The organism is Streptomyces sp. NBC_00568 (genome assembly GCF_026341855.1).
Classification (GTDB): Bacteria; Actinomycetota; Actinomycetes; order Streptomycetales; family Streptomycetaceae; genus Streptomyces.
Genome location: NZ_JAPENW010000001.1, coordinates 6,162,841 through 6,175,226 on the forward strand (window position 1 = coordinate 6,162,841; position 12,386 = coordinate 6,175,226).

General features: G+C 73.2%; 12 protein-coding genes. 5 read left to right on the forward strand and 7 right to left on the reverse strand.

The window, feature by feature from the left end:
• Positions 1 to 21: 21 nt before the first annotated feature.
• Together OOK38_RS26835 and OOK38_RS26840 are read right to left on the reverse strand one after the other, a co-directional pair.
• On the reverse strand, positions 22 to 1,599 hold the full coding sequence (locus tag OOK38_RS26835; protein WP_266756367.1) for an ATP-binding protein: 1,578 nt from the start codon (positions 1,597 to 1,599) through the stop codon (positions 22 to 24).
• A gap of 39 nt (positions 1,600 to 1,638) precedes the next feature.
• Positions 1,639 to 1,833 carry a hypothetical protein gene (locus tag OOK38_RS26840; protein WP_037621052.1) on the reverse strand — a complete coding sequence of 65 codons (195 nt, stop codon included), beginning with the start codon at positions 1,831 to 1,833 and terminating at the stop codon, positions 1,639 to 1,641.
• Between the two features lie 260 nt (positions 1,834 to 2,093).
• Here OOK38_RS26840 and OOK38_RS26845 point away from each other — a divergent pair, with 260 nt between their 5' ends.
• The 5 genes from OOK38_RS26845 to OOK38_RS26865 all read left to right on the forward strand — a co-directional run bounded on the left by OOK38_RS26845 (position 2,094) and on the right by OOK38_RS26865 (position 7,510).
• Entirely contained in the window at positions 2,094 to 2,486 is a 393-nt protein-coding gene (locus tag OOK38_RS26845) for an ankyrin repeat domain-containing protein (RefSeq protein WP_266756365.1), read from the forward strand.
• 300 nt (positions 2,487 to 2,786) lie between these two features.
• Positions 2,787 to 4,205 (forward strand): HEAT repeat domain-containing protein, encoded by a 1,419-nt coding sequence (locus tag OOK38_RS26850; RefSeq protein ID WP_266756363.1) that lies wholly within the window; start codon positions 2,787 to 2,789, stop codon positions 4,203 to 4,205.
• A gap of 139 nt (positions 4,206 to 4,344) precedes the next feature.
• Positions 4,345 to 5,508: a glycosyltransferase family 1 protein gene (locus tag OOK38_RS26855; RefSeq protein WP_266756361.1), complete on the forward strand. Its 1,164-nt coding sequence runs from the start codon at positions 4,345 to 4,347 to the stop codon at positions 5,506 to 5,508.
• Entirely contained in the window at positions 5,505 to 6,659 is a 1,155-nt protein-coding gene (locus tag OOK38_RS26860) for a glycosyltransferase (protein WP_266756359.1), read from the forward strand. Before OOK38_RS26855 ends, OOK38_RS26860 begins: the two co-directional genes overlap by 4 nt.
• Complete coding sequence (locus tag OOK38_RS26865; RefSeq protein ID WP_266756357.1) at positions 6,656 to 7,510, forward strand: SGNH/GDSL hydrolase family protein; 855 nt, start codon at positions 6,656 to 6,658, stop codon at positions 7,508 to 7,510. The genes OOK38_RS26860 and OOK38_RS26865 overlap by 4 nt, the downstream gene beginning before the upstream one ends.
• Before the next feature lie 154 nt (positions 7,511 to 7,664).
• Here the strand turns inward: OOK38_RS26865 and OOK38_RS26870 are convergent, their stop codons facing one another.
• The 5 genes from OOK38_RS26870 to OOK38_RS26890 are packed head-to-tail and all read right to left on the reverse strand — an operon-like array spanning position 7,665 to position 12,178.
• On the reverse strand, positions 7,665 to 8,534 hold the full coding sequence (locus tag OOK38_RS26870; protein WP_266756355.1) for a biotin-dependent carboxyltransferase family protein: 870 nt from the start codon (positions 8,532 to 8,534) through the stop codon (positions 7,665 to 7,667).
• Positions 8,531 to 9,148, reverse strand: a complete 618-nt coding sequence (locus OOK38_RS26875) for an allophanate hydrolase subunit 1 (RefSeq protein WP_266765584.1) — start codon at positions 9,146 to 9,148, stop codon at positions 8,531 to 8,533. The genes OOK38_RS26870 and OOK38_RS26875 overlap by 4 nt, the downstream gene beginning before the upstream one ends.
• A 56-nt stretch (positions 9,149 to 9,204) precedes the next feature.
• A complete protein-coding gene (locus OOK38_RS26880) occupies positions 9,205 to 9,978 on the reverse strand; it encodes a LamB/YcsF family protein (RefSeq protein WP_266756353.1) in 774 nt (257 codons plus the stop codon).
• A 29-nt stretch (positions 9,979 to 10,007) separates the two neighbouring features.
• On the reverse strand, positions 10,008 to 10,805 hold the full coding sequence (locus OOK38_RS26885) for a putative hydro-lyase (protein WP_266765583.1): 798 nt from the start codon (positions 10,803 to 10,805) through the stop codon (positions 10,008 to 10,010).
• Positions 10,806 to 10,858: 53 nt separating this feature from the next.
• Complete coding sequence (locus tag OOK38_RS26890) at positions 10,859 to 12,178, reverse strand: MFS transporter (protein WP_266756351.1); 1,320 nt, start codon at positions 12,176 to 12,178, stop codon at positions 10,859 to 10,861.
• Positions 12,179 to 12,386 lie beyond the last annotated feature (208 nt).

A 12,386-nucleotide genomic window follows, 5' to 3' on the forward strand; every position in this document is an offset into this window, starting at 1 on the left:
AAGACCTTCGGGGAAGTGCCCCTACCCCTCCGCCACCGCGACTTCGGCGACCCCGGCGACCTCCGAGGGTGCCTGTGCCGCGTCTCCCGGAGTGGTCCGCTCCGGGAGGAGGTCGAGCACCGCCCGCCGGTGCGTCTCGCTCGTCGCGTCGTCGTACGGGTCCGGTGTCGCCGGGACCTGGAGGCGCAGGACGGGCCCCGTGCCCAGGCGGGCGTAGCCGCGGCCGGGCGGGACGTCCCGGGTCGGCGTGGTGTGCGGGGGCGCTCCCAGGATCGATTCCAGCTGGGCGGCCGAGGCGGGCCCGAGCACCACGCGCGCGCGGGTGTGCTGGCGTACCGCGTCGCTCAGGAAGTCGAGGTGCTCGAAGTGCTCGGCGACCACCACCGTGACGCCCGCCGCGCGGCCGTGCCGCAGCGGAACCTCGAGCAGGGCCTGCGGGTCCCCCCGTCCGTCGGCGGCGGCCAGGTGACCGAGCGCGCTCGGCCGGTCCAGCAGGATCCACAGCGGGTTCTTGATGTCGTCGGGGGCGGGATGCCCCGCCTGACGGGCGCGGTTCGCGGCGATCAGCCGCCGCTCCGTCTCGTGCGCCGCCCACTCCAGGCTGCCGAGCGCCCCGGTCGCCGAGCACTCGACGGCCAGCACACCGTCGCGCCCGGTCAGGCACGCGTACTCGCCGGTGCCTCCGCCGTCGACGATGACGACATCGCCGTATTGAAGGGACTGCAGGGCGATGGAGCGCAGGAGGGTGGTTGTGCCGGTGCCCGGTTCACCCGCGATCAGCAGGTGCGGTTCGGTGGAACGGGCGCCCGTGCGCCAGACGACCGGCGGGACGTCGCGCTGTTCCTCGCCGTAGGTGAGCGGGAGCGTGCGCTGGACGTCGGCCGGATCGGTGAAGCCGAGGACCGTCTCGCCGGGCGCGGTGACGAAGCGCTGGGCGGCGATGTCGGTGGGGAGGGGCGGCAGGACCGTGACGGTGAGTTCGTTGCCCTCCTCGTCCCAGTCGAAGTGGTACTCACGGCCGCGGCCCGACTTGGCGTGCAGAAGCTGCTCGATACGGGCGCGGGAGTCCGGTTCGCCGTCCGTGAAGTACGCCGGGTAGCGGATGAGGAGACGGGAGACGCGGCCGTCGTCGTCGAAGTCGTACGCGTCGAAGGCCTTCTCCCAGTCGCCGCCGTGGGCGTAGAGGGGATCGGGGTCCTCGGCGGCGGAGAAATACGGGACGAGGGCCTCGTAGAGGGACTGGAGACGTCCCGTCTGTGCCTCGTCGGGACCGGTCGGGGGCGGTGGGGTGCGGTCCCGGCCGGTCCAGGCTGCCGCCGCCATCAGGCTGATGACGGCGAGCAGCGGTCCGTACGGCACCAGGGCCACGACCAGGATCACCGAGGCCACCAGGAACAGCAGCGGCCCGCGCCGGTCCTTGGGGGTGGCGGCCCACTTGCGCCGTCCGGCGGCTGCCAGCCGGCGCAGTCCACGGGTGACCGTGATCAGTGGATGGAGGACATCGGTGGCGCTGTCGGCTGCCGTCCGGGCCAGCTCCCGGCTCTTGGCGATCTGTGCGGTGCCGTTGCTGAGGATGCGGGGGAGAGGGCGCCGAGCCACTGCTGTCTCCTGAAGGTGCGTACGAGGTGGGGGACGTCGTCAGAACTTGATCCCGCCGAGGAGGCCCGCAAGGCTCTCCCCGCCGGCCTTGATGCTCGGCGCGATGGCCGTGCTCGCGAGGTAGAAGCCGAAGAGTGCGGCCACCAGGGCGTGCGACGCCTTCAGTCCGTCCTTCTTGAAGAAGAGGAAGACGATGATGCCGAGAAGGACGACGCCTGACATGGACAGAATCATTTGAGCTCTCCTGGTTCGTGGGGACAGTCACCATGAGTTGTTCCAGGATCACAGCATGTATCCATACGATAAAAGGTGCAACAGGGTGAATTTCGGCGGATTTCACTCGCGTGGTGGAGCTCTCTTGGGCTGCCTGAGCTGGTCTGTTGCTCCCGATGCACCCTTTGTGATCTTTGCCGCGGGCGATGCCTGTCATGTGCCGTCGGAGCCAGTACCCTGTCGATTCACCCGAACGGTTGCAGTGAGAGGCGGTCCGGCCGATGAGTGAAGCCCCCGACCCCGAGGTCGTGGAGCTGGCGACCAAGATCTTCGATCTGGCGCGACGCGGCGAGACGGAGACGCTCGTGGCGTATGTCGACGCGGGCGTACCGGCCAACCTCACCAACGACCGCGGCGACTCGCTCGTGATGCTCGCCGCCTACCACGGTCACGCGGCGGCGGTCGGCGCCCTGCTGGAGCGCGGCGCCGAGGCCGACCGCATCAACGACCGGGGGCAGACCCCGCTCGCCGGAGCCGTCTTCAAGGGCGAGGAAGCCGTCATCAGGGTCCTCCTGGCGGCCGGCGCCGATCCGGCCGCGGGCACCCCCTCGGCCGTCGACACGGCGCGCATGTTCGCCAAGACGGACCTGCTCGAACTGTTCGGAGCGCACTGAACCGAACGCTCTGACCAGGCGAAACGCAAGAAAAAAGGGAGGCGGAACGGGGCCGCCGGAAATACGGTCGCGGCAGGAAGAACCGCCGGGTCATCATGACGACGTGATTCACGGACGCGATGGCTGGGCAGAAGTTGCCGCACCGCGCGGGCCGTGACGCGGCCCGCATGGGCCACCGACGAGAGGCAGAGGAAGATGGTCTACAGCAAGCAAGAGACGGCGGGCGCTCCGACGTGTTGTCACGCGGCCAGGTAATGCAGGATCCCGGTTGCGTCGACGCTTGATGTGAGGCTGTTTCCCATGTTCGATCCGGTCATAGCGCCCAGCGGAACCCTGCTCGGCCTGCTCCAGAGGGGCCGCGGCGACGGCACGCTGCACGCGCTCACCGCTCCGCGAGCCGAAGCGCTCGCGGCACTGAACCACTGTGTTCTGAGGGACCCCCGCCATGACTGGCAGGTGGAGAACCGCTCCCTGTACTACGCCCGTCTCTACCTCGATCTGAGCGGTGAGCTCGACGAGATCGAGCGGCACCTCTTCGATGCCGAGGACGTTCTCGACGACTACGAGTCACGCACGGGGCTCGCCCTCGCGGTCCTCGGACACCTCGCCTCCTACGGCAGGCCGGACGCGCTCGCGCTGCTGCGCAGGTACGCCGCCGCCGGCACCAACTGGGCCTGGGCCCTCGACGAACTGGCCCTGCGCGACGACGACGCGGGCCTGCGCGCCCTCGCCGTCCCCGTGCTCGCCCGGTTCCCGGCCGACGCGGAGGGCGAGGCCGCCCTCGCCGCCGCCGTACGCGACTCATTCGAGCCACGGCCCTGGCGGCTGTGGGCCGACGACCCCCGCGCATCCATCGCGGCACGCGTGCGTGCCGCCCAGGAAGCCGGGTCCTTCGACCGCTGGCAGCGCCAGATGCGGCCGACAGGACCCCGCCCGGGGTGGAGTGTCCGCGCCGTCTTCGAGTGGGCCCAGCAGGGCATCGACCGCGGAGCCGCGCTGCACGTCCCGGCCGCCCGCTGCCTGACCGCCGTCGCCGGACCGGAGGACCGTCCCGAGATCGTCGAGGCCGCGCGCCAGGGCACCGAGGGGGCCCGCTGCACGGCCCTGCGCTATCTCGCCGACAGCAATGATCCCGACGCCCTCGACCTGATCGAGGTAGCGGTCGCGGCCGGTCCGACGGCCGTCGCCGAGGCCGCCGTCGACGCCTTCGAACGGATGCGGAGCGTCGCCGCGGTCGACCGCGCGCGGGGCTGGGCGCACCGGCCCGACACCCTCGGCGCCGCCGCCGGCCGCATGCTCGCCTGCCGGGGCGGGGCGCAGGACCAGGACCTCGTGCTGGCCGCCCTGCGCGAGGCGGTACGGGGCGAGGGCCCCGACGCGCCGACCCTGTGGACCCTCGTCGACGGCACCGGACGGCTCGGCATCGCCTGCGCCGCCCCCGTGCTGCGGCACATCTACCGGGAGACCGCGTCGTCGCATCTGCGTCAGCGCGCCGCCCGTGCCCTGGCCGTCACCGATCCCTCCTTCCCCGCCGGCTTCGCCGTCGAGTGCCTGTGGGACTGCGAGGAGACCACCCGCGAGACCGCCGCCCGGCACGCTGAGACGGGTGACGCGCGCGTGGTGGATCAGCTGCGCCGGCTGGCCGCTGATCCGGCCGAGGAGGCCGAGGTCCAGACAGCGGTACGGAGCCGGATCGGGCCCGACATGCCGGCCGTATGAACGTTCGGTGACCCGCGAGTCAGGGGTGCGTGGACGGGGGCTGACCTGGACGGGGGCGGAGTGCAACGCTCACGGGACGTTCATCGCTCGCAAAGATCCACGTTGACGCGGCCACGTCCAGTGCGGCGAGAACACCCGTATGCGTGTCGTCATCGTGACCGAATCCTTTCCCCCCGATGTGAACGGCGTGGCCCACTGCGCGCTCCAGACCGCCCGGCACCTCGTCGATCGCGGTCACGCTCCCCTCGTCGTCGCCCCGGCCACCTCCCCCAGGCTCTCGGCTTCCCCTGAACCGGGAGGCACCCCCGCCGGGAGCGGGCCCGATGCCCTGGCGCCGTGCCCGGTCGTCCGAGTCCCCTCCCTTCCGCTCCCGGGCTACCCCCAGGTCCGCGTCGCCCTCCCCAGCCGACGCGTCGCCGCGGCCATCACCGAACACCGCGCCGACATCGTCCACCTGGCCAGCCCCTTCATCCTCGGCGTCCGCGGCATGGCGGCCGCCTCCCGGCTCGGCATCCCCGCCGTGGCCGTCTACCAGACCGACCTCGCCGGATACGCCCGTACGTACATCAGCGCGGGCGAGGCCACCGCGTGGCGGCGCATCCGCTCCGTGCACGCGGCGGCCGACCGGACCCTCGCGCCGTCCAGCGCGGCTCTGCGCGACCTGGAGGCACACGGCGTGCCCCGGGTGCGGTTGTGGGCGCGCGGCGTCGACACGGCCCGCTTCCGCCCCGAGCACCGGGACGAGGCGCTCCGCCGCGAACTGGCGCCGAACGGCGAACTGATCGTCGGCTACGTCGGCCGGCTCGCCCCCGAGAAGCAGGTCGAACTGCTCTCCGGGGTGTGCGGGCTGGACGGCGTCCGGGTCGTCGTGGTCGGCGACGGCCCCAGCGAAGCCACCCTGCGGGGCGCGCTCCCCGGAGCGGTCTTCCTCGGCCGGCGCACCGGTGACGAACTCGCGCGGATCTTCGCGTCACTGGACGTCTTCGCGCACACCGGCCCCTTCGAGACCTTCTGCCAGACCGTGCAGGAGGCCATGGCCAGCGGAGTACCCGTCGTCGCGCCCGCCGCCGGCGGACCGCTCGACCTGGTCGCCCACGGGCGCACCGGGCTGCTGGTCCCGCCGATCGACAGCGCCGCCGTACGGGAAGCGGTGCGCACCCTGGCCGCCGATCCCGCGCTGCGGGCGGCCTACGGCGCCGCCGGACATGCCATGGTCGAGGGCCGCACCTGGGCCGCGGTGGGCGACCAGCTCATCGGCCATTACGAGGACGTGTTGTCCGCGCGGAAGCTGGTGGCGGCATGAGTCTGCGCATCGTACGGCTCGCCAACTTCGTCGCCCCCGCCTCAGGGGGCCTGCGCACCGCGCTGCGGGAGCTGGGAGCCGGCTATCGGGCGGCCGGCCATGAACCGGTGCTTGTCGTTCCCGGTGAGCGCGCGAGCGACCGTGACACCGAGCAGGGGCGGGTGATCACGCTGCCCGGGCCGCTGCTGCCCGGGACCGGCGGCTACCGCGTCCTCACGGACAGGCGGCGGGTGGCCCGGCTCCTGGAGTCGCTCGCCCCCGACCGCCTGGAGGTCTCCGACCGCACCACCCTGCGCTGGACCGGAGTCTGGGCGCGGCGGGCCCGGGTGCCCGCGGTGATGGTCTCCCACGAGACCGCCGACGGTGTGCTGCGCACCTGGGGACTGTCCGAGGGGATGGCCCGGCGGACCGCCGACGCCCTCAACGTCCGTACCGCGCACTCCTACGCGCGGGTGGTGTGCACCACGGAGTTCGCCGAGCGCGAGTTCGTGCGCATCGGCGCCCGCAACGTCGTACGCGCCCCCCTGGGCGTGGATCTGGTGAACCGGCACCCGGAACTGCGGGACCCGGCGCTGCGTGCCCGCTACGCGCGCGCGGACCAGGCCCTGCTCGTGATGTGCTCCCGGCTCTCGGTCGAGAAGCGTCCCGGCACGGCGCTCGACGCCCTGGAGGCGCTGCTGCGGCGCGGAGAGCGCGCCGTCCTCGTCGTCGCCGGGGACGGACCGCTCAGGGCCCGGCTCGAACAGCGGGCGAGGGACCGGCGCCTGCCCGTCGCCTTCCTCGGGCACATAGCCGACCGCACCCTGCTCGGTTCGCTCCAGGCCTCGGCCGACGTGTGCCTGGCACCGGGGCCCGCGGAGACCTTCGGGCTCGCCGCCCTGGAGGCGATGGCCTGCGGCACCCCCGTGGTCGCCAGCTCGCTCTCCGCCCTGCCGGAGATCGTCGGCTCCGCCGGAGCCACCGCCTCCGACAGCGGGGACTCCTTCGCGGACGCGGTACGGCTGCTCCTCGGCCGCACCGAGAGCGAGCGCAGGCGGACCGCACGCGCGCGTGCCGAGTGTTTCGGCTGGGACGCAGCCGCGGCGGGCTTCCTCGCCGCGCACGACGCGGTGGTCCCGACCCGGCCGCGCCTCCAGGAGGGCGTGGCATGAGACCGGTGCGGTTCGTCGCCCTCGGGGACTCGCTCACGGAAGGCGTGGGCGACCCCGTCGGGGACCGGTGGCGGGGGTGGGCCGAACTGCTCGCCCCCGGGCTCGCCCCGGCGGACACCCCCGCGCGGTTCACCAATCTCGCGGTCAGCGGGGCACAGACACGGGACGTCCTCGAGCGGCAGACCCCGGAGGCGCTCGCCCTGGAGCCCGACCTCGTCTCCGTCGTGATCGGCGTCAACGACACCCTGCGGTGCACGTTCGACATCCATGCCGTGGCCGAACGGCTCGACAAGGTGTACGCGGCGTTCCGCGCACGGGACACGGTCGTGATGACGGCCTGCCTCCCGGACCCCGGCTCGATGCTCGGGCTGCCGGGAGCCCTGGCCCGCCCGCTGGCCCGGCGGCAGCGCGCGGTCAACGCGGTCGTGCACGCCCTCTCCGAGCGGCACGGTGCGGTGCATCTGCACGCGGCGGAGGAGGAATGGCTGAGAGACCGCGCCGTGTGGAGCGCGGACCGGCTGCACCCCGGGGAGCTCGGGCACCGCCGGCTCGCCCTGCACTTCCACACCCTGCTCGCCGAGGAGGGCGTCGCGACCGGGACCACGCCCTCGGCCGAGCCCGAGTTCCCCGCGCCGACCCGTTCGGCGAGCCTCCTGTGGCTGGCCACCGCGGGGACGGGATGGGTGGCCCGGCGCTGCACGGACCTGCTGCCCCAACTGCTCACCCTGGCCGCGTCCGAAGTGCGCCACCGGGCCCGGGGCACCAGTGCCCGCCTCGACCTGAGCGCCTCGCACGCCGTCGCGTCCGCCCTGGCCGCCCTGTCCGTGGCCGAACAGCCGGACGTGGCGTGACGGGTGGCCGAACAGCCGGACATGGCATGACGGGTGGACGGATGGATGGACGTGGCATGACGGGTGGACGGATGGATGGACGGAAGGGCGCGAGAGGTGCCGGGTGCGCGTGGCCCCGGCACCCCGAGCACCGGCGTACGGGGCCCCGACGGCCTCAGCGGCGGCGCACGGCCACGAAGCGCACCGGGGTTCCCGGGACCGCCTGAGCGGCCGCGGGGAGGTCGGTGCCGCGGACGACCGCGATCACCGGATACCCCCCGGTGGTCGGATGGTCGGCGAGGAACACGACCGGGCAGCCGTCGGGAGGCACCTGGACGGCACCCAGCACCATGCCCTCGCTGGGGAGTTCGCCGGAGACGGCCCGCTCCAGCGAGGGCCCTTCCGTCCGCAGGCCGATACGGTTGCTCGCCGACGACACCCGGTAGGCGCGGGTCGTGAGCGTCCGTACGGCCGGCTCCGTGAACCAGTCGTCGCGCGGGCCGAGCGTCACGCGCAGGACCAGCTCGGCGCGCGGGGCGCTGTGCGGAACGACGTCCGCGCGCGCGTGAACGGCGCCCGGACGCCCCAGGGGAAGCACCGCGCCGTCCGTGAGGGGCGCGGGTCCGAGACACGAGAGAAGGTCGGTGGAGCGGCTGCCGAGCACCGGCTCGACCGCCACACCACCGGACACGGCCACATAACTCCGCAGACCCGCGCGGGCGGAACCGACGTCCAGGAGCGTACCGGCGAGCACCCGGACCGGAGCTCCCCACGGGGCCGGGCGGCCGTCCACCGTGACCGGGCAGGGCGCTCCGGTCACCGCCACGGTGACCGTCGAACGGGGGCGCAGGGCGCAGCCGTTGAGCGTCGTCTCCAGCACGGCCGCTTCGGGGGGATTGGCGACGAGCCGGTTGGCCAGCGCCGCCGCGGGCGCGTCCAGCGCTCCGGAGCGCGGTACGCCGAGGTGCGCGTGGCCCGGTCGCCCCTGGTCCTGGACGGTGGTCAGCGCTCCGGCCCGCACGACCGCGAGGGCCCGGTCGCTCATGGACGACCCGCCGGTACGAAGCGGACACGCGCGCCGGGGGCCAGCAGCGCGGCCGGTACGCGCGCGTGGTCCCACAGCACCGCGTCCGTCGTGCCGATCAGCTGCCAGCCGCCCGGTGAACTGCGCGGGTACACCCCCGTGTACGGGCCCGCGAGCGCCACGGACCCCGCCGGAACCGTCGTCCGCGGGGTCGCCCGGCGCGGCACGTCGTAGCGCGCCGGCAGTCCCGTGAGGTAGCCGAAGCCGGGCGCGAACCCGCAGAAGGCGACGCGGAATTCGGCCGCCGCGTGGATCTCCGGCACTTCGCGCACCGCCACCCCCCAAAGGGCCGCCACATCCGCCAGGTCGGGACCGTCGTAGCGTACGGGGATCTCGACGGCGGCGTCCGCGCGCGCGTTCAGCGGGGGGATCTCCCAGCCGGGCAGCCGCTCCGCGAGACGCGCGGGATCGTCCAGCCCGTCCAGGAGCACCGTGCGGGCCGCCGGGACGATCTCCCGCACGGAGAGCGAGCCCTCCGCGCGGCGCCGCAGCAGCTCGGCGTGCAGGGCCTGGGCGGCCTCCCCCGAGGAGACCTCGACGAGCAGCGCCCGGTCCCCGACGGGCAGGGCCTTCATGCTGTCGTCGGCGGACACCGCGTCCGCGCGGCCGCCTTCGCCGGCCGGCCGAGCGCTCACGCGAACGCCTCCACGCGCACGCCCGAGGACTCCAGCCGGGCACGCACCAGGCGGGCCAGGTCGACCGCGCCCGGAGTGTCCCCGTGCAGGCACAGCGAGCGCGCGCGGACCGGAACACGCTCCCCGGAGTGGGACGTGACCACTCCGAAGCGGGCCAGGCCCAGGGAGCGTTCCACGACCGTCTCGGCCTCGGTGATCACCGAGCCCTCCTGGGTCCGCGGCACCAGAGTGCCCTCCTCGGTGTAGGCGCGGTCCGCGAACGCCTCGGTGACGACGGGCAGTCCGGCCCGCTCGGCCACCTTCAGGAAGCGCGAGGACGGCAGCCCGAGGACGGGCAGACGCCCCGCCCCGCTCCCGGCGCCCGCGAGCACCACGCCGTCGACGACCGCCGCCGCCTGCTCCTCGTCGTGCACGACGCGGTTGTAGAGCGCGCCGTGCGGCTTCACGTACGCCACGCGCGAGCCGGCCGCGCGCGCGAAGACCTCCAGGGCGCCGATCTGGTAGGCCACTTCGGCCGCCAGCTCGTCGGGCGGCACGTCCATCGCGCGCCGCCCGAACCCCGCCAGGTCGCGGTAGGAGACCTGGGCGCCGATCCGTACACCCCGCTCCGCCGCCAGCTCGCACACCCGCCGCATGGTGGCCGCGTCCCCGGCATGGAAACCGCAGGCCACATTGGCGCTGGTGACGACGGACAGCAGCTGCTCGTCGTCGGTCAGCCGCCAGCGGCCGAAGCCCTCGCCGAGATCCGCGTTGAGATCGATGGGGGTCATGAGCTGCCGTGTCTCCTCTTCCGGCCCGTTCAGGCCACTCGGTACTGCTCGTCGCGGGTGTCCGTGAGGAACATCTGCCCGGGCGCGTGGGTGATCGCGAACGGTGGCCGGGACGCCATCACGGCCGCCTGGGGCGTCACTCCGCACGCCCAGAACACCGGGATGTCGTCCGGTGCCGCCGTCACCGGATCGCCGAAGTCGGGGCGCGAGAGATCCTCGATGCCCAGCACCGACGGTTCCCCGCAGTGCACCGGACTGCCGTGCACGGCGGGCAGCAGGCTGCTCTCCCGGATCGCCGCGGCCAGGTGCTCGGGCGGCACGGGGCGCATCGACACGACCATCGGCCCGTGCAGCCGCCCGGCGGGGCGGCACTGACGCGCCGTCACGTACATGGAGACGTTGCGGCCCTGCTCGATGTGGCGCATCGGGACACCCGCCGAGCTCAGCGCCCACTCGAAGGTGAAGCTGCACCCGATCAGGAAGGACACCAGGTCGGACCGCCAGTACGCGACGACGTCCGTGGGCTCGGCCACCAACGTGCCGTGTTCCCACACCCGGTAGCGCGGCAGGTCGGTGCGCAGGTCCGCGCCCGTGGCGAGCGGAGTGGTCCAGGAACCGGCGTCGGTGACGTCGAGGACGGGGCACGGCTTCGGGTTGCGCTGGCAGAACAGCAGTGTCTCGTACGCCCAGTCGGCGGGCACGGAGACGAGGTTCGCCTGGGTGTGGCCCGCGGCGATTCCGGCGGTGGGGACCGACAGCCCCGAACGGAACCGCCGGCGCGCTTCTTCGGGGGTCCACGCGCGCGCGTGGCCGTCGATCGCCGACAGACTCTGCGAGGGGCTCCCGGCGAGGGCCGGAGGCCGTACCTGGACGGTGTCGTTCACAGGAGCTCCTTGCCACGCGTCTCGGGGAGTCCGATCAGGGCGACCGCGGCCAGGGCGTAGCCGATCGCGCCGAACACCAGCGCGCCGCCCACGCCCCAGCTGTCGGCGAGGAAGCCGACCGTGGTGGGGAAGGCGGCGCCGACGGCCCGCCCGGTGTTGTACGTGAAGCCCTGTCCCGTGCCCCGTACCGCCGCCGGGTACAGCTCGCTGAGGAACGAGCCGAAGCCGCTGAAGATCGCCGACATGCAGAAGCCGAGCGGGAAACCGAGCACGAGGAGAAGGGTGTTGGAGCCTTCGGGGATGTTCGCGTAGGCGAGGATGCACGCCGCGGAGAGGATCGCGAAGAGCAGGATGTTGCGCTTGCGGCCCAGTCTGTCGGTGAGGACACCGCCCGTGAGGTAGCCGAGGAAGGCTCCGGAGATCAGGAGCGTCAGGTAGCCGCCGGTGCCGACGACGGACAGTCCGCGCTCCGTCTTCAGATAGGTGGGCACCCAGGTGGCCAGCGTGTAGTAGCCGCCCTGGACGCCGGTGGAGAGAAGGACCGCGAAGAACGTGGTGCGCAGCAGGCCCGGGGCCTTCGCCGTACCGGGTTTGAAGATCGTGGTGAACGATCCCTTGTCCGCGCTCTGTTCGCGGACCGCGGCCGCCTCGGGGGCGTCCTGCACCCGGTGCCGGACCCAGAGCACGAGCAGCGCGGGCAGCGCGCCGGTCCAGAACATCACACGCCAGGCGATGTCGTCGTCGAGGAACTGGAAGACGAGCGTGTAGACGACCACCGCCAGGCCCCAGCCGACGGCCCAGGCGCTCTGGACCGCGCCGAGTGTGCGCCCCCGGTGCCGGGGGCTCGCGTACTCGGCGACCAGGATCGCGCCCACCGCCCACTCACCGCCGAAACCGAGGCCCTGGAGGGCGCGGAACACCAGCAGCGTCTCGTAGTTGGGCGCGAAACCGCAGGCGACCGTGAACACGGCGTAGGTGATCACGGTGATCATCAGCGCCTTGACGCGTCCGATCCGGTCCGCGACCACACCGGCGACGGCGCCGCCGACCGCGGAGACGACCAGCGTGACCGTGGTGAACAGACCGGTCTGGCCGCTGTCGAGGCCGAAGTAGGCCGCGAGGGCGACCATGCTCAGCGGCAGGGTGAAGTAGTCGTACGAGTCGAGGCCGTAGCCGCCGAACGCGCCGCCGAAGGCGCGCCGGCCCCGCGGGCCGAGTGCGCGCAGCCAGCCGAACGCGCCTTCCTGAGCAGTGGGTTCACCCGCGACGGGTGGAGTGTCGGCGGTCAGGGCCTGGGATGGAGGGTTCGTGCTCATGGGCACCTCGCAGTGAGGGACGGAGCGTGCATGAGGACTGAGCCGTGCCGTGCCGTGCGGAAGCCGTGGGCGCCTGGGTGGTGCGCAGTGGTGCGCAGCAGTGCGGAGCGGTGCGCGGAGAGCTGTGCGGAGAGCCGAGCGGAGCGGTGTGCACATGCGGTGGTGCGGTGGCGCCTGTCCGACAAGGTAGAGGATCGTTGAACGATCC